Raw genomic sequence first — 16,557 nt, forward strand, 5'->3', positions numbered from 1 at the left:
AACGCATACTTTCTAAATAATTTTGGTTGGTTTCTATTGATCCTGAACAAGATGCTTTATTGGCATACCAAGTCATTACCGGAGAGATTCCCGGCATCTTTGTTTTTTCAGCTAGCAGCCTGCTCAGCGCATTATTTTGTTATCAATGACACTTGCTGAATGGTTAGTCAACAGCCATCAGGGAAGTATAATTAATGTCCTGTTTCCTTCCAGTTTGTAGTGAAGTCCCACGTTGCTCAGAAAATACAGAACATCGGTAAAGGGAAGGCTTCTCTTAATAGTACCACCCAGCTGTATCTTCGGAATTGTTTGCTGATAAATTACTTCAATATCATACCACCTTGCAAGTTGCCGCATAGCCTCCTCCAGCGGAACATCATTAAAGTCAAAGACACCATTTTTCCAGGCGACAACCGACACTGCATTTACATCGTCAAAAACCTGGACAGGCCTGTTTACGGTGGTTGTGAGCGCCTGTTGTCCGGGCTTAAGCAGTTTGTAGGCTGCCCCTTTCATTGCAACCCGTATCGCTCCATCCAGCAGCGTGGTTCGAACAGATTGCTCATTTTTATATGCATTCACGTTAAAACTTGTTCCGAGTACTTCAACAGAAGTCCCGCCGCTAACCGCTACCCTGAAAGGAATGGAAGGGTTTTGAGCTACTTCCATGTACACTTCTCCTGTAACACTAATAAGTCTTTCCTTACCCGTAAATACTACCGGGTATTTAATGGAACTTTCCGCGTTCAGCCACACGCTGGTTCCATCTGATAACCTAAGCTGGAACTGCTTTCCCTTCGGGGTAGATACTGTATTATACTGAACTTCCGAACCTGTTCTTTCGTACTCAAATACCCCATTGGTAACTTTGGCAACTGTTCCTCCCTGTAATGTTATCCGGCCATTTTTAACAGTATCCAAAAGTACCTGTGATCCGTCTGATAAGGTAAGTAAAACGCTGCTTTCCCCCTGTTGTCCATTTGTTATCGACTGCACAACACCAATTGGCGTTTCCGCTTTGTGATATAAATAATAAGTACCAACACCAATTATCAATGCCACAGAAGATGCTACAGCCCAACTCCATTTCCGTATGAACGAATTCCTGTGAGCAACATGCATACCCTTCCCTGTTTCCTTATCAACAGGGAACTCCCTGCCGGGATAACGATCCAGGATATTTTTGATCATCGTTTGCTGCTGAGCTTCACTAAAGAGACCTTCATCCTGTATTTTTTCCCACATGTCTTCCAGTGCAGGAATAATTTCCTGTTCAGTAGAAGCCGATTGCAACATATCAATAAGCTCCCGTCTTTCTGCTTCGGTAAACCGGTCATCTGACCATCGTTCCAATAGGTACTGTAGTCTGCTATTCACAGTCAATCAATTTATTTCAACGGATATGATCCATCTTTATCTTAGGAGAAAGCTTTTGTAAAAAAGGGGGTATTCCAATGAAAAAAAAATTACAATTTTATAATCAGGAAGGAAATTATGATTGGCAGGCCATTATTCCTGATGTAGTCAACAATAGATGAAGAGGCAATCTGGAGGTATTTTTTTACAGTTTCCCGGCTAATCTGCATTTCCTCGGCTATTTCGGCATATTTTTTCCCTTCTAACCGGGCAAGCATCCAAACCTTCTTTTGCTGCGGCGGTAGCCGATCTACCGCATTTTTCACCAATATATCGTACGCTTCCTTTAAAGAGGCCTCGTCCTGTGCCTCCAGGCCGTCGGCCGCAGTTTGTGTAATCTGATGCCACTCCTCCCGTTTTTTGTACTCTCTGTCGATGTTCTTCAGCATCCTGACTGCATGATGCCTCGAGATTACGAATAACCAGGAACGAAAGCTTTCCACTTCTCCCAGAGATTCCCTTGTTAGCCATAGCTGGGTGAAAATTTCCTGTACCACATCGGAAGCTATATCCTGATCTTTGGTAATTTTGACCAGGTATGTAAAAAGAAGGCCGGAATACGCTTTCACAAGCATAGCAAACGCCTGCTCATCCCCTTCAGAGATCTGCAGCAGCAGTTGACGGTCACTGTTATGTTTAATGCCTGACAATTAATAAATTGATTGATCCGAATTAGCCACAATGTTATTAAAAATTTCACACAGTTCGTATTAGCCTTTGGCTCATAACATAATATCTTTCTTCGGCAGATCAGATCTGTGATCTTAAAACAAGATAGTGACTTTCCGGGCCTCTTCTCATTCAGCTACCAATTGGGTTGCCGGATCCAAGATGGTATCAACGGGCAACAATGCAACGAATTAATCTATTTTCTATATGTTTGTTTCTTTCTTCGTAAAGCACGACAAGATCATAAAGGTGTTCTAACAAACTCCCGATCTCGCTACGAAAAAAGCTTCCAAAATACATCAACAAAACTACCTATGTCCAATCACAGAAAATTAATATCTTGAAGCATGAAAAAAATCACGCTGATCTCCTTTTTAATAGTAGCGGCTATATCCCTAAGCGCACAGCAATTGACGTATAACAATCCCCTGAAAGTTGATTTGGGTGATCCTTATGTATTACATGTGAAAGGCGACAAATATTATATGTATGGAACCGGTGGCGCCAGGAACGGCTTCGCGGCCTATTCTTCTACCGACCTGGTTAATTGGAAAAATGAAGGCCAGGTATATTTTCATGATAACAAAAATGGCTGGAGCGATCCAAAAGCCGCCTGGGATGGTGCTTATTGGGCGCCGGAAGTATATGCTATAAATGGGAAATATTACATGTTTTACAGTGCTCAATGGAAGGACAATCCAACCAGGGAACTTGAAAACTTTCGCATTGGCGTTGCAGTAGCCGATAAACCAACCGGGCCATTTATCGATGTAAACAACAAACCCATTTTTGACCCAGGCTACCCTATCATCGATGCAAATGTATTATTCGAAACAAATGGGAAAGTATACCTCTATTATTCCCGTTGTTGCTACAAACATCCGGTACAGAGTCAAATAGCTACCTGGGCAAAAAACAAAGGCTGGTTCAATGAGATCGAAGAAAGCTGGGTGTATGGAGTAGAATTAAAACCAGATCTCAGTGGCGTAATCGGTGAACCGGTACTGCTATTGCGCCCGCCGGTTAGCATGAAAGATAAACAGGCTGAATGGGAAAGCCGCTCGGTTACATCGAAAGAAGTGAATCGCCGCTGGACAGAAGGCTCCTCCATCTTCAAAAAAGGAAATACCTATTACATGATGTATTCTGCTAATTACTTTGGCGGCAAAAATTATGCAGTGGGGTATGCTACCTCTAAAAGTCCATTGGGGCCTTTTAAAAAAGCAGCCAACAACCCCGTGCTGCAACAGAACGCTGAGCAGGGCGGCGTAGTAACAGGCACTGGTCATAATAGCATCACGTATTCACCAGATGGTAAAGAAATGTTCTGTGTATACCACGGCCGCACATCAGAAACAGGTGATAAGCGCGTTGTTTTCATAGACCGGATGAATATATTATCAAATGGGAAATTAGTGGTGCAAGGTCCAACAACAGCTCCACAGGCGTATCCCAGTGGAGTTAAGTAGCGTGATTCTTTACCCCATTCCTTACACATTAAAAGCCGCAGATACTTTAAAGTACCTGCGGCTTTCAATCTAACTGAAAGTTATCTTAAAAAAAATTCACCAATAAGTTACCCACCTCACCCCCAAAAGCCCTTTATGCTTTTCAATATGAAAAGTATCTCCTTCTTCAAACTTTGCGTATTCCGGCTCCTCCATATGTTTAGCTTCAAAAGGACCATTGACTTCCTGCAATAAAAAATAATACTGTCGTTTAGCGAAAGACGTTTCCTTCTTATCCAATATCATAAATTCTGCATCCTCAATTTTCATTCTTTTATACTTCTGGCTACTCCGGTATTGACCGTAAGTTTTCTGGTTTACTTCTACCCATTGGGCGGGGTTGGAAATGCTGTCTGCGTGGATAAGATCAAAATAATAAACATTCCCTCCGGCCGTTCCATGATCGTATGGTGCGGTTGTATAGTACTTGTTTGCTAAAAAATATTTCTCAACTGAAGGATTGGAAGTGTCGAACGCATAATTTACCGCGAGAAGGAAAGTCAATACATAAGAAAGCAACCCACCCCAAAAAATTCCTTTACTCATTACCGGAACGGGAGCTCCTCCAAATAAAAAACAATAAATGATAGCAGGTAGAAAAATACTGACAGAAAGCGACAAAAATTCTGACTGATACACGGATAAAACATGAAACAATATGAATCCATAGAGGCATGGCGTAACCAGGTCGAGCAGGAAATTATATATATTATCCGGCTTCGGTTTACTGAAGTAATAAAGCAGGTGTCTTGCAACTGAAATAAGGAATAGAATGATAAAGAGATATCTGAACCTGGATGACAAAGGATCTGTATACAGTAAATTAATGCCCAATACTATTCTCACAATTGCAAGAACTATACTGCTGACCGGGCCTGCGCCGGTTGGGTTAACAAACTCTTTATTTTTCCCTTTACTCATGTCTCTGATAATACGTTTCCTTTCGTAATACAATTTACCGTTTTTGTACAGAATCCGGTAACAAAAAAGACGGGCTGGTTATATACAAAAAAGTATATAAAGAAAGATGCTTTAAGAAAGCATTTAGATTTACCGGAAAAAACAACAGCCCTTATGGACAATCAACAAACTAAAAAAGAATGGATCACAACGCCTATACTCTCCTGTACTTCCATTGAAGAAACCCTGGCATTTTGGGAAATACTGGGCTACCGCATTACCTATAAACTAACCCGCCCTTACCAGTATGGCATCCTTGAACGGGGTGGATATGAATTACATTTCGCCCGTGTTAAAGGCACGGGAGCCGCTTATAGTGGGTGTCTTGTAACAGTGACCGATGCCAGGGCTGTATACTTAGAGTTTACCGGAAAACTAAAAGCATCACTGGGAAGAGTGCCTAATACCGGCATTCCGAGAATTTCGAGAATGAAACCGGATGCAACGCGGTTTACGTTAACTGATGTTTCCGGTAACTCCATCATCTTTGTTAGTTTTGGGGAGAAGGATGAAGAAGTGTGGCAGCATGCGGATAACAAAAACCAAAGTCCATTGCAAAAATCTATAGCGGTTGCCGCCCGGTTCCGGGATTACAAAAATGATGATATGGCTGCTGCGAAAACATTGGATGTTGCCTTAGCCCGGCCTGGTAATGAGTCAAATACTGATATTGCGGAAGCACTGATGATCCGCATTGAACTGGCCGAATCGCTGAATGAGCCGGATCGTGCAGCGGCGTGCAGATCGCAGCTGGAGACATTATCTCTTTCAAAAGAAGAGTTGAACGATTTAAGGCGAAAGCATTCAGTAGATGTTTCCTGATATACGTAGTTTTATTCACGAAACGCCATCGGCGCCATAGAAGTCTGCTTCTTAAAAAAGTTGGAGAAATGTGCCAGGTCATCAAAGCCTAATGTGTAGGATATTTCAGAAATATTCCAATCTGTTTGCTTTAGTAAAATCTTTGCTTCCTGTATGATCCTTTTACTGATAATGTCGGTGGTAGTGCGACCAGTAATTTCCTTTAATACTTTATTGAGATGATTAACATGTACTGCTAACCTGTCTGCATAATCTTTAGCAGTGCGGAGTCCCAGTCTTTGTTGTGTAGACTCAATAGGGAATTGCCTTTCCAGCAGTTCTATAAATAAAGAAGATATCCTGTCTGCTGCATTTTTAGTGGCATTAAGCGCCGATAGCGGCTGCAACTTTTGTCCGTAGTGGATTACTTCCAGTACAAGATTGCGGAGCAGGTCGTACTTATAAATATAATCCGTACCCATTTCTTTGTACATCTTCCGGAAAATGTATTCCAATTCATTTGTTTCCTCTTTTGAAAGCTGGAATATGGGTAATACTCCTGGTTGGAATATGGGTAAGTCATCCAATGTAATTCCGACTTTGTTTTTAGACAGGAAATCTTCTGTAAAAATACAAAACATGCCCGACTGGTTATCATCCTGGGGCAGCCAGTGATAAGGGATCTTAGGGGTGGCAAAAAGCAGGGCGCTTTCTTTAATCTCAATTACTTTATCAGCATATTCAGCCCGGTTATGTCCTTTTATCAAACTGATTTTGTAATACGCACGCCTGCTATAGGGCATAAAGCGCGTGCCGTTCTTTTTATCAAACAATTTCTCCGTTTCAAAAATATTGAAATGGCCGATCTCCCGGGTGATGCCTTCCGGCAGTGTTGCGGTAGCTTTCTGATAAAAATCTTCTATGGTTTGTTTGTTGACCATATCATTTTATAAGACTCAAATTTAACGAAAAAGCAGGCTGATAGGCCTGCTTTTATTTATGATATTAAAGATTCATTCCTCCCGATATCTCAATACGTTGAGCGGTAATCCACCTGGCATCTTCCGTACATAAGAAGGCAACAACGCCGCCTATATCTTCCGGTAAACCTGCACGCCCCAGTGCCGTCATACCACTTATTTGTTTATTCACCTGCTCATTGTCCCTGACGTGCCCGCCGGAGAAGTCCGTGGCAATGGCTCCAGGAGCGATGGCATTGGCTTTTATCCCCCTCGGACCCAACTCTGCGGCCAGGTACCTGGTAAATACCTCCACTGCGCCCTTCATAGCACCATAGGCCGAATACCGGGGGATGCTCATGCGGGCAAGACCGGAAGATACATTGATGATACCGCCCCCGTCATTCAGCAAATCCAATGACTTTTGCGTTAAAAAGTAAACTCCTTTGAAATGTACATTCATAAGTTCATCAAACATTTCCTCACTCACTTCTCCGATTGGCGCATTGCGTCCGATGCCTGCGTTGTTGATCAGGAAGTCGAAGCGGTTGGTGTTGAACGTGTTTTTCAACACTTCTTTCAGCTGATTAAAAAAAGTATCAAAACTTTTAACATTACCTGCATCTAATTGCAGGGCAGCAGCTTTTTGGCCGGCCTGTTCAATCTGCGCTACTACCTCAAGCGTCTCTTTTTCCCGGCTATGATAGGTAAGTATTACATGAATCCCTTTTTCAGCAAGCCTGAGTGCCATATCCCTGCCCAAACCGCGGCTGCCGCCGGTTACCAGGGCTATTTTATTTTTGTTCTCCATCTTTTACAATTTTTGATGAAGCAAAGTTAGCCCGGATGTAAGGTCCGTTGTTTGGAGATATCAATCCGTTATTTGCGAAATTCAAATAATATGCTCTTTTTTAGTCAAACTCATCCTATTCATGCGTTCTTCATTTTCGCTTCATCTTGCGGTATTAGTTTTGTTCCGACATACAATATTGAACAACCTAAAAACCAGGATCATGAAAGCAAAAGGATTAATGGCTATCGCACTTTTATTCTCAGGCGCTGCCTTTGCCCAGCAAACATCTGTAAAAACCGAAGGAAAAGTAAGCGCGGGCAGTCAAACCAATGCCAATGCAGCTACGGGAAACACCGGTGTAAGTGCCAGTAACACGGCTACCGTTCATGTACAATCCAACGGCGCAGAACAAGCCACCCAAACGGCCGGCAGTCAATTAAACACGGTTGCGGCCACCGCTGCCAGCAGCAGTACAAGCGCTCAAAATACGGTAAACAGTACGTTACAAACCGCTGCCACCACAGGAAGTGAGCTGAAAAATACGGCTACCAGCAACGTTAAAGCGGCCACGCAGATCAACGCTACTTTGAATCAGGCCATGAAAATACAGGCCGCACCAATCCGTATTAATACACATATTGCAGGGGGAGTGCTATCTGGTATCCTGTAATTTCAACAGAAAAACAGATTTTTGCCGGAGAATAGCGGCAAAAATCTGTTATTTTTATAGCAATGATCAAATTCCTTTTATCTACGCTCATTATTGTTCCGGCACTGTTGCTGTTAAAACCGCGCACCTGTTACGGATACACACCTGTTGCCGATACATTGCAGCCTGTACAGACTGCACCCGGCAAACCGGTTGAAAAACCTGTGGCAACATTGCAGGAGCGTTTACCAGAGATAAAGGAAGTACCAAAATCGAGGCGCCTGATCAAACCGATGGCTGTTCCTTCTCCATTGCCCATAAAGCCCATCAGGATCATTAAGCCTAAGATCGTTCCGGGAAAAATATTATGACCGGGTTAAAGATGATGACATGAGATATGCATTGATTTTGCCAGTTTTCTGGCTATGCTATAGCAGTGCGCAGGCGCAAACAGATACGGCCCGCACACAGGCAGACAGCACACAAACCGACAACAAAAAAGTTACACTGACACTGGGCGCATTATATTCCAATAATGCCAATTACTATGGTCAGACTGCCGCAGCGCCTATGCCTTACCTGGCAGCCAGCGCCACATTACAGTTCCGTTCGGGGATCTATTTTTCGGGAGTGGGATACCGCTTACTAAACGATTCGGGAGCAGCCGTTTCGGCCACCAGCGCCGGAGCAGGCATTGCATTCAAAATAGGGAAAAAACTGGCCGCGGACCTTAGCTACAGCCATACTTTTTTTCCTTCCAACTCCCCCTTCCTGCAGGCTGCCAACACAGATAATGCCGCCGCCAGCCTGAAGTACCACTACTGGATGACCACCGGCGTAAACGTAGATTATGCCTTTGGAAAACAACAGGATGTATTTGTAACGCTGAGCACCGAAAAAGCAATTCAACTGGGCAGCATTTTCAAAGGAAAAGACCTGATCACTTTAACGCCTTCAGTAGAAGCAGTAGGCGGCACCCAGCATTTTTACCAGACTTACGTACAGGAGAAAAAGCTACTGGGCCTGCCATTACCTATTTTATCAGGTATTCCTGGCACATCGGAAACAGTTACAAAAGAAGCCACACAGTTTGATCTGCTGTCTTACAGTTTTAAAGTGCCGCTGGCTTACAACAGGGCGCACTACATGGTAGAACTGGCTTACCAGCTGTCTGTATTAAGCGATAAAGCGCTGAGCGGCGCCGGAGATGCCAACTCATTTTTTAATTGCAGTTTCTATTACCAGTTTTAACAGGATGAAAGTACTGATCATAGAAGATGAAAAGGCGATGGCAGCGGAAATGCTTGCCTATCTCGAAAAAGCATATTGCTGCGACTTGGCTTATACAGCCAGGCAGGGACTGGAAAAAATGGACGAAAATCAATATGATTTTATTCTATTGGACCTGGGTCTGCCGGATAAAGACGGCCTGTTACTATTGCAGGAGGCAAGGAAAAACTGCCCGGAAGCTTCTTACATTATTCTCACCGCACGCGGACAGCTGGAAGACCGCATCAGGGGTCTACAGATGGGGGCTGATGACTATCTTCCAAAACCCTTTTCCCTGCCGGAATTGCTGGCAAGAATGCAGGCAATTTCCCGGAGAAAGTTTGGACTAACAGACAGTAAGATAGCATTGGGAGATTTTGACATAGACCTGCATCAGAGAAGCGTGTTTTTTGAAAACCAGGAAATCTCTTTGTCGAGAAGGGAATTTGACCTGCTCAGCTACATGTTGCTGCATAAGAACAGGCCGCTCACCAGGATGCAGCTGAGTGAACATATATGGGGGAATTTTTCGGATGATGATTATGATTCCAATTATATTGATGTGCATATTAAAAATATCCGGAAAAAACTATCGGCCTTCGCCTCCGTGGAATGGTTGCAAACCCTCCGGCATGTGGGTTATAAAATAAAGCTCTGAGCGTGAAACTGTTTACCAAACTTACTCTTTTCATCACCTTGTCGAAAATGGCGATCGCAATCCTGTTCGTACTGCTGCTGCCTTTCCTGGTAGAGGATATTGCTTTCAGGTACAACGACAACTACCTGAAGGAGCAAAAGAAAAAGGTGCTGAGCGTAATATGGAAAAACGGTATCGATGCTTACCTCCAGGGCGAAGAAAACTATGGTAGCTACACCATGCTGAAGGAAGAGTATATTTCGATGGAACCCGCAGGTAACTCCAACCTGCCCGACACCATCGCTACCCTGCAACGTGTAGTGGAAGGCGATACACTCACTTACCGCGTGTTAAGCCATATTTTCACTTATCAACACAACCGGTATATGCTGGAAGTGGGAAAGAAAACGGCCACCATCAGCCAGTATAACCGCCCTTTGCAAAAAGTGGCCCTGTATGTATTGTTTGGCCTGATAGTGCTCACTACCCTGGCGGATCTTATATTCACCCGGCTTTTGTTACGTCCGCTCGGTGTTATTATCAGTACCAGGCTGGTTAACCGGAAATTTCCTTTTAAAGACCATGTTCCTGCCATCAAAACATCTACCACCGACTTCCGGTACCTGGACGACTCCCTCATTGAGCTAATGAGTAAAATCAACGAAGCCTTTGAGAAAGAACGCGAGTTCACCTCCAATGCGTCTCACGAGCTGATGACGCCTATCACCATTCTTCAGAATAAAATGGAAAACCTGATAGCGGAAGATTCACCGGATGAGGAACTGCAAAGGAAAATCATAGGCATGATGAAGACATTGAACCGGCTGAAGAAAATTGTCCATTCATTACTACTCATCTCACGTATTGAAAACGACCAGTTTCCGAAAACAGATAACGTATCTCCACACCTGCTGCTGACAGAAGTAATGGAAGAACTGGAACACCGTTTGGAAGACAAACAGCTGCAGTTTAATATGAATGTTTCCCGTGAAATGATGCTTCACCATCTCAACCATGACCTGATATTCCAGCTGGTGTACAACCTGCTCAATAATGCCATAAAATATAATATACCCCAGGGGCAAATAACGGTGAGCGACCAGCTGCTTCCCGGTGAAATGTACCAGCTTATTATCAGCGATACCGGCATTGGCATCAGCGAACAGGAAATCAGCACCATCTTTAACCGCTTTAAAAAAGTGGCCAGAACGGAGCTGGAAGGCTATGGACTAGGGCTTTCAATTGCCAGCACTATTGCCCGCTATCACGGAATAAGCATTACTGTTTCTTCGGTAGTTAATAGAGGGAGTACTTTTACTGTTAGCTTCCCGCTCGTTTAAGAATTTTTTCGTAAGATCCCGGTAGTTACAATTCCTTTTTGCTGTTCAATTGTGAACGGGCTATTTCTTCCACTTCTGTGCAATCTGTATGGCGGTATTAATCATATAAGGTTCCCAGTTTTCAATTTGCCAGGCGGTATGTGCAAGGGAAGAGCGGGTGAGCGATTGGATGGCCTCCCCGCAGGAAGTGGCCGATTCCAGTATAGCAGACAGTTCCAGCTGCTGATGATGCAAAATTTCATCTTCAATAATCTTACCTGTTATTACCGGGGATGATGGTAAAAAGGATTGGTAAGATGATATACCGGGTGTGTTTTTCTTCTTCACAATATTTTCCATCTTCCCAAAATCATTATAAAAAATAGTCCGGCTTTCCTCCGTGGTAAGGGCATTTCCAAGTTGTTCGAGCACAACATATTTAAGATGGGGACAACGGGCTATCGTGTTTTCCAGTAAGTGAAATACTTCTGCCGGAACGGCATCGTCATGTGTATCTCTCCGGATCTTCTTCAACGGGCTATTGGGCGCATTTTCCCAGCTGCCACCTGAAATATGTATTTCCCTTACTTTATCTAACGGGTAGTGTCTAATTATTTCTTCGAACGGAATATTAAAATTGTGGATCTGGCAATAGAGGTTGTGCAGATCAAGGATGATAAAACCATTTACAGGCTCGAGGAGTTGTTCCAAAAAGCCGCCGTGACGTTTTACTTCTTCTAAAGAATAGGAAAAGGCCAGGTTCTCCAGTCCTACCGGGCATTCACATGCTTCATAGATTCGTTTCAATCTGTCTCTCCCAATGTCGAGTGTGGTTTTCGTATAGGGAATATTCAGCGGAGCGCCGTGATGAAAGTCTCTGCCTGTCATGAAGCCAAAATGTTCTGTCACATGATCAAACCGGAATTCCTCCCTGACCTTTTTCAATTGTTTCAGCCAGTCGGCCTGCTCCTGGCGCCACTTGCCGGAAAAGAGGGAAAAGAATACGCCATGACCGATGAGACGCTGTTCATTGCTGTAGGCCGTCAGCAATTCAAAAAACCAGGATGGGATCTGCTGTACTTTAAACAGTGCATCAAACGACCATTCAATGGCTTCAAGCCGGGATTCTTCCATTAGCGGAAGACATGCTGCCAGTATGTTGGCATCCAGGTTGCAGGCGGCTGCTGATAAAATTTCCGGCACCTTTTCGAATTAAGTTTAATAATAACGGGAGAATCAGCCCATTCCGCAGCCAGGACAACCATTTTCATATGGCTTTTTCACTTCTTCTTTCTTTTCTTTTGGCTTAACTGATTTATCCTTGTTACAGGAAGTGGTTGTTTGAACAGTGATGCCGAGCAGGATGGCGCCGAGCAATGATTTTGGCAGCTTCATTTGATATTTATTTAAGGGATGAAATTCTACAGTGTTTTTCAAAACAAGGTTACCTGTTAAACGGGAGGAATATGGAAAAGTTACAGGAAATATATTCTTAACATTGGGGAGCGGGCTGTAATTATCATGATACCGGTGGGTTTCCATTCCGGATTTGATCATCTAAACTTAGGTAGTTTATAGAAAGATGGCAACTGCAGGAGCCATCACTTCCCCTGCAGTTGTTGCTTAAAACTTAATGGTAAGGTTAGCCGTTACCCTTGTTGGGTTTTGTGCTGCCAACCGGTTCGACCAGTACTTTTCGTTGGTAATATTATCGACTTTTACTCCTATGCGGTAAACGGGTTTGTCGTAAAACAGGGAAGCATCCAGCACAGTGTAGGAAGGTATGGTAAATGCGAAAGTATTAGTGTTGGTTTGAAACGACTGGCTGCCGTAGTTGCCGCCAAAAGCAAAGCCCAATCCTTTAGCAGTGCCGCGTACCAGGCGGTAGCTCACCCACAGGTTAGCCGTGGTAGCTGGGCCGGCTGAAGATGGGCGCAATCCCTGGAATTTGGCATCCGCCTTATCCATTTTACTTTCGTTATACGCATAGCCGGCAATGATGTTTAATCCCGGAACCGGGTTGGCAATTACTTCGGCTTCAAAGCCTTTGCTGAGCTGGGTTCCATCCTGAAGGGAAAATCCGCTGTGAGCGGGATCATCGTATACGGAGTTGGTAACAGAAATATCGTAGTAGCTAAGCGTGGCGTTTAACTTCTCATTAAAAAGATCCGCTTTAATACCTCCTTCTATCTGGTTAGCCTGTTGCGGTTTAAAAGTATTGCCGTTATAATCGGTTCCTGATTGATTCTGGAAGCCATTCATATAGTTGGCGAACAGGGAAAAGCGGTCCTTAATTACCTGGTATACGATCCCGAATTTGGGTGATAGCGCTGTTTGCGTGTAATTACCTACGGTGAGATCTTTACTGGGATAATAAGCACCGAGATTGTGGTAATTATCCAGTCTCAGGCTTGCCATTACCAGCAACTGTTCTGTGATATTGATAACGTCTGAGAAATAAGCGCTGTATGTATTTTCGCGGTTACTGTCGAACGCCAGGAATTTCAGTTTTGCGAACAGTGGGGTTACATTATCCTTGTTAAAATTATAGTAAGCATCCCCGGGCGTTCTGTAGTTAATGGCCGGCATATTCACGATGGTATCATTCCGGGAAGCGCGCAGGCTATAAAAATCCACGCCTACCACTAACCGGTTACGCATTTTACCGATACGGAAATCGCCGATAAAGTTTTGTTGGATATCGGTACCGTAGTAAGGGTAGGTTTGCGAGGTAACTGCCTGTCGCAGGGTGCTGTCGCTTAATATATTCAGCTGGGTAGTGAATCCGTCGGAGCTGGAGCGGGTGCGGGAAAACACCGTTTGCGACGTCCACTTATCTGACAATTTATATTTTATCTGTCCAAAAACGTTCAGCTGCTGGCTGTTATAGCTCATGGTATTATTGGCATAGGAGAGCTTATAGGGCATGCCCAGTTCTTCTACGCTGTGCGCCTTTCCTTTGGTATAAGGGGCTACCCTCATTGGAGAAGTAGCTTTGTAGCCGCTCATTTCCACATCAAGTAAAATGGTGAGCCGGTCATTTACCTTATAGGAGAAGCTGGGCGCCATCAGATAATTTTTGCTGAAGCCGGCATCCTGGAAGCTACGTTCGCTGTGAATAGCGCCGTTGAAGCGGAACAGGGCTGTTTTCTGTTCGTTTACCGGGGTATTGATATCCAGTGTGAGACGGTTCAGATCCCAGCTACCACCGGAGTAGGATACTTCTCCTTTGAAGCTGTCGAATGGCTTTTTGGTAACCCGGTTAAACAACCCGCCAAAAGAAGAAAGGGTACTGCCAAACAGTGTAGCAGAGGGGCCTTTGATCACTTCTATGCGTTCCAGGTTAGCCGGGTCTACATTGGTATATACAAAACTGCCAACGCCGTTGCGTACCAGGTTGGCGGTGGTGAAGCCTCTTGAAGTAGCGGAGCTTCTCCCCTGGTTGTATACAATGGGGATACCTGCGCCCGGAATATTTTTGAAGGCGCTGTTATAATCTGTTACCAGTTGTTCTTTCATCAGTTCCTTCCCTACCACGCTGTATACCTGCGGGTTTTCGAGGTTTCTTAGCGGCAATTTGGATACATCCTCGCTTTCTTTTTTGGCAAAGCGGTTTCCCCCGGTGGCTACCACTACTTCTTCGAGGTTTTGGGAAGATGTTTTCAGTTCTATCTGCAGCAGTACACTTTTGCCGTTTACTACAGATACGGCTCTCCTGATGGTTTCAAAGCCCACCATAGATACTTCCAGCTGATAGTTGCCGTCCGGAATATTTTTAAAGAGAAATTCGCCGCTCTGGTTGGTGATCATTCCTTTTGCAATACCTTTCAGGATAACGGTTACATTAGTAGCCGGGTGTCCGTCTGATGTGGTAATAATGCCCTGAATGGTATTGTTGGCTCCTTCGTCCGGCACGCCGGCATATATCAAGGTAAATGGAAGTAGAAAAAATGTTAGAAACAGGTATGCCCTCGTCATGTTGGTCTTATCGTTTGCAATGCAAAGGTGCATTGAGAAAGCACCAAATTATCTACTGTATCGGGAAAACTATTTACGCAATCGGGAAATAATTATTTATCCATAAAGGCAGCATTTGGGCCCATATTTGCGCAAAACACGCCACCATAAAGGATACCACCCTTTTCACCCCCTCAAAACGATAGCTCCCCTGGTGAACCCCAAAAGGTCCACCAGGATGACCATATAAAGCAAACTCCGGCCATTACCCATTGAAGGGCGGTAGGCAACAAGCATCAAATTGTTTAAAGTAAGGTTTCCCGGATTACAGGTGGGCAGGCGCAAAATAACCGCGTAAAATCTTCACGGCAGTACCAATCTGGTTTTTTACCGTTTGAATGCTGGTGTTCATTTCTTCCGCTATTTCTTTATGGCTTTTCTGGTCATAATGCCTCAAACGGAAGGCCGTAGATGATTTAGGCGGTACTTTCTTATTCAGCGCGATATTCACCTGGAAATAAATTTCTTTACTTTCCAGCGGATCGCTTGGTACAAAGGCCTCGTCCGGAATAACACAGGAAAATTTCCTTTCACGTGTGATTTTGTTGAGGCAGCGGTTACGTACACTCGCATAGAGGTAACTCTTCATAATGCAGCTACTGTCCCGGTTTTGGTAGTTAGCATCAATTTTCAGGAATAATTTCTTCTGCCAGAAATCCAGAAAAAATTCCTGAAGAACATCCTGGGCTTTGTCTTCGTCCTTTAGCATGTCTACAGCCAGCAACAGGAGGATGCGGCTATATTTTTTGTACACACTTGTAAATGCTTCGACACTACCATCTTTAAGCAGTTCCAGCAGGACGGCATCTTGGTTGTTATGTTGCATTCTCATTTCCTTTTGAGAGACTGGTTTAGGAAAAAAATTTCGACTTCTATTGACAATACAGTGTTAGAAAAAGCAAGTTCTCTAATGGTTTAACACAGTGACTGAAAGTGGTTTATTTTGCATTCCGTTTTTCTAAATCTGGAATAAAAGTAACGCTATAAAGCATCGTGAGTGGTTAATCCATTGTTAAGCACGAATGTTTTAGAAGTGGTAAGATCCAATACCACGGCTGATTAGCGGGGGAAATAAATTCATTAACTAAAAATATAATATAAATACAGGCGGTTGGGATTAACAGACCTGAAAACAGCACACAAAAAGAGGACGGATCACCAGGTAATGCCTGCCGGAAAGAAGAAGAAAAACAAGAAGAGAAATTACACGGATGACTTCAGAAAGTCGCCGTCTATGATCAGGAGTTTTACGCCGGTGGCAGAAACAGAACGATGCGTACTCAGATCATCTGTTACCACATAACTCATGCCTTCAGATAATTCAAAGTTTTCACCGCTCTGCAACACACTTACAAAGGCGCCCTGCAGGCAATGTACAATATGCCCTTTCTTACACCAGTGATCAGCCAGGTAACCGGGGGAATACTCCACGATCCTTATCCGGAGCCCGGGAAACTGTATGGTTTGCCACCACGCCGTGCCGCTTTCTCCCGGATGCACGGTCTTCGGAATTACCGACCAGTCAATAGTCTGAAAGGGAATATTGTTATTCATGATAGA

Annotated in this window: 17 protein-coding genes; 7 read left to right on the forward strand and 10 right to left on the reverse strand. The window is 44.0% G+C overall.

The window, feature by feature from the left end; translation table 11 throughout:
- Positions 1 to 177: 177 nt before the first annotated feature.
- Together B5Z18_RS17715 and B5Z18_RS17720 are read right to left on the reverse strand one after the other, a co-directional pair.
- The gene (locus B5Z18_RS17715) at positions 178 to 1,377 is read right to left on the reverse strand and encodes a FecR family protein (protein WP_143313628.1); all 1,200 of its coding nucleotides are present in this window, start codon (positions 1,375 to 1,377) and stop codon (positions 178 to 180) included.
- An 89-nt stretch (positions 1,378 to 1,466) separates the two neighbouring features.
- Positions 1,467 to 2,066, reverse strand: coding sequence for an RNA polymerase sigma factor (locus tag B5Z18_RS17720; RefSeq protein ID WP_079470807.1), 600 nt, complete (start codon positions 2,064 to 2,066; stop codon positions 1,467 to 1,469).
- Between the two features lie 366 nt (positions 2,067 to 2,432).
- Between B5Z18_RS17720 and B5Z18_RS17725 the strand changes: the two genes are divergently transcribed.
- The gene (locus tag B5Z18_RS17725) at positions 2,433 to 3,554 is read left to right on the forward strand and encodes a glycoside hydrolase family 43 protein (RefSeq protein ID WP_079470808.1); all 1,122 of its coding nucleotides are present in this window, start codon (positions 2,433 to 2,435) and stop codon (positions 3,552 to 3,554) included.
- A 96-nt stretch (positions 3,555 to 3,650) separates the two neighbouring features.
- On the opposite strand, the gene B5Z18_RS32320 is transcribed toward B5Z18_RS17725, so the two are convergent.
- Entirely contained in the window at positions 3,651 to 4,232 is a 582-nt protein-coding gene (locus B5Z18_RS32320; protein ID WP_143313629.1) for a hypothetical protein, read from the reverse strand.
- Between the two features lie 435 nt (positions 4,233 to 4,667).
- On the opposite strand from B5Z18_RS32320, the gene B5Z18_RS17735 reads away from it, so the two are divergent.
- Complete coding sequence (locus tag B5Z18_RS17735) at positions 4,668 to 5,375, forward strand: VOC family protein (protein ID WP_079470810.1); 708 nt, start codon at positions 4,668 to 4,670, stop codon at positions 5,373 to 5,375.
- Between the two features lie 11 nt (positions 5,376 to 5,386).
- On the opposite strand, the gene B5Z18_RS17740 is transcribed toward B5Z18_RS17735, so the two are convergent.
- Both B5Z18_RS17740 and B5Z18_RS17745 read right to left on the reverse strand, forming a co-directional pair.
- Positions 5,387 to 6,295, reverse strand: a complete 909-nt coding sequence (locus B5Z18_RS17740; RefSeq protein WP_079470811.1) for a helix-turn-helix domain-containing protein — start codon at positions 6,293 to 6,295, stop codon at positions 5,387 to 5,389.
- 64 nt (positions 6,296 to 6,359) lie between these two features.
- A complete protein-coding gene (locus tag B5Z18_RS17745) occupies positions 6,360 to 7,124 on the reverse strand; it encodes an SDR family NAD(P)-dependent oxidoreductase (RefSeq protein WP_079470812.1) in 765 nt (254 codons plus the stop codon).
- A 202-nt stretch (positions 7,125 to 7,326) separates the two neighbouring features.
- Here B5Z18_RS17745 and B5Z18_RS17750 point away from each other — a divergent pair, with 202 nt between their 5' ends.
- The 5 genes from B5Z18_RS17750 to B5Z18_RS17770 all read left to right on the forward strand — a co-directional run bounded on the left by B5Z18_RS17750 (position 7,327) and on the right by B5Z18_RS17770 (position 11,001).
- Complete coding sequence (locus B5Z18_RS17750) at positions 7,327 to 7,776, forward strand: hypothetical protein (RefSeq protein WP_079470813.1); 450 nt, start codon at positions 7,327 to 7,329, stop codon at positions 7,774 to 7,776.
- 62 nt (positions 7,777 to 7,838) lie between these two features.
- Complete coding sequence (locus B5Z18_RS17755) at positions 7,839 to 8,126, forward strand: hypothetical protein (protein WP_079470814.1); 288 nt, start codon at positions 7,839 to 7,841, stop codon at positions 8,124 to 8,126.
- A 19-nt stretch (positions 8,127 to 8,145) separates the two neighbouring features.
- On the forward strand, positions 8,146 to 9,006 hold the full coding sequence (locus tag B5Z18_RS17760) for a hypothetical protein (RefSeq protein WP_079470815.1): 861 nt from the start codon (positions 8,146 to 8,148) through the stop codon (positions 9,004 to 9,006).
- A gap of 4 nt (positions 9,007 to 9,010) precedes the next feature.
- The gene (locus B5Z18_RS17765; protein WP_079470816.1) at positions 9,011 to 9,682 is read left to right on the forward strand and encodes a response regulator transcription factor; all 672 of its coding nucleotides are present in this window, start codon (positions 9,011 to 9,013) and stop codon (positions 9,680 to 9,682) included.
- Positions 9,683 to 9,684: 2 nt separating this feature from the next.
- Entirely contained in the window at positions 9,685 to 11,001 is a 1,317-nt protein-coding gene (locus B5Z18_RS17770; protein WP_079470817.1) for a sensor histidine kinase, read from the forward strand.
- 60 nt (positions 11,002 to 11,061) lie between these two features.
- Here the strand turns inward: B5Z18_RS17770 and B5Z18_RS17775 are convergent, their stop codons facing one another.
- The 5 genes from B5Z18_RS17775 to B5Z18_RS17795 form a co-directional block, all read right to left on the reverse strand.
- A complete protein-coding gene (locus tag B5Z18_RS17775; protein WP_235015951.1) occupies positions 11,062 to 12,183 on the reverse strand; it encodes a multinuclear nonheme iron-dependent oxidase in 1,122 nt (373 codons plus the stop codon).
- A 33-nt stretch (positions 12,184 to 12,216) separates the two neighbouring features.
- Positions 12,217 to 12,375, reverse strand: a complete 159-nt coding sequence (locus tag B5Z18_RS32545) for a chryseobasin-related MNIO class RiPP peptide (protein WP_159454346.1) — start codon at positions 12,373 to 12,375, stop codon at positions 12,217 to 12,219.
- Positions 12,376 to 12,603: 228 nt separating this feature from the next.
- On the reverse strand, positions 12,604 to 14,895 hold the full coding sequence (locus B5Z18_RS17785; protein ID WP_227024515.1) for a TonB-dependent receptor: 2,292 nt from the start codon (positions 14,893 to 14,895) through the stop codon (positions 12,604 to 12,606).
- A 367-nt stretch (positions 14,896 to 15,262) separates the two neighbouring features.
- Positions 15,263 to 15,823 carry a sigma-70 family RNA polymerase sigma factor gene (locus B5Z18_RS17790; RefSeq protein ID WP_159454347.1) on the reverse strand — a complete coding sequence of 187 codons (561 nt, stop codon included), beginning with the start codon at positions 15,821 to 15,823 and terminating at the stop codon, positions 15,263 to 15,265.
- 377 nt (positions 15,824 to 16,200) lie between these two features.
- A complete protein-coding gene (locus B5Z18_RS17795) occupies positions 16,201 to 16,551 on the reverse strand; it encodes a DHCW motif cupin fold protein (protein WP_079470821.1) in 351 nt (116 codons plus the stop codon).
- Between the last annotated feature and the right edge of the window lie 6 nt (positions 16,552 to 16,557).

Source organism: Chitinophaga ginsengisegetis (genome assembly GCF_900168065.1).
In the GTDB taxonomy this organism is placed as follows: domain Bacteria; phylum Bacteroidota; class Bacteroidia; order Chitinophagales; family Chitinophagaceae; genus Chitinophaga; species Chitinophaga ginsengisegetis.

Bases quoted from the DNA above. Each gene is read 5' to 3' on its own strand.
- B5Z18_RS17735 (WP_079470810.1), top strand. From the start codon at position 4,668: ATGGACAATCAACAAACTAAAAAAGAATGGATCACAACGCCTATACTC.
- B5Z18_RS17790 (WP_159454347.1), bottom strand. From the start codon at position 15,823: ATGCAACATAACAACCAAGATGCCGTCCTGCTGGAACTGCTTAAAGAT.
- B5Z18_RS17755 (WP_079470814.1), top strand. From the start codon at position 7,839: ATGATCAAATTCCTTTTATCTACGCTCATTATTGTTCCGGCACTGTTG.
- B5Z18_RS17725 (WP_079470808.1), top strand. From the start codon at position 2,433: ATGAAAAAAATCACGCTGATCTCCTTTTTAATAGTAGCGGCTATATCC.
- B5Z18_RS32545 (WP_159454346.1), bottom strand. From the start codon at position 12,375: ATGAAGCTGCCAAAATCATTGCTCGGCGCCATCCTGCTCGGCATCACT.
- B5Z18_RS17795 (WP_079470821.1), bottom strand. From the start codon at position 16,551: ATGAATAACAATATTCCCTTTCAGACTATTGACTGGTCGGTAATTCCG.
- B5Z18_RS17740 (WP_079470811.1), bottom strand. From the start codon at position 6,295: ATGGTCAACAAACAAACCATAGAAGATTTTTATCAGAAAGCTACCGCA.
- B5Z18_RS17750 (WP_079470813.1), top strand. From the start codon at position 7,327: ATGAAAGCAAAAGGATTAATGGCTATCGCACTTTTATTCTCAGGCGCT.
- B5Z18_RS17765 (WP_079470816.1), top strand. From the start codon at position 9,011: ATGAAAGTACTGATCATAGAAGATGAAAAGGCGATGGCAGCGGAAATG.
- B5Z18_RS17760 (WP_079470815.1), top strand. From the start codon at position 8,146: ATGAGATATGCATTGATTTTGCCAGTTTTCTGGCTATGCTATAGCAGT.
- B5Z18_RS17745 (WP_079470812.1), bottom strand. From the start codon at position 7,124: ATGGAGAACAAAAATAAAATAGCCCTGGTAACCGGCGGCAGCCGCGGT.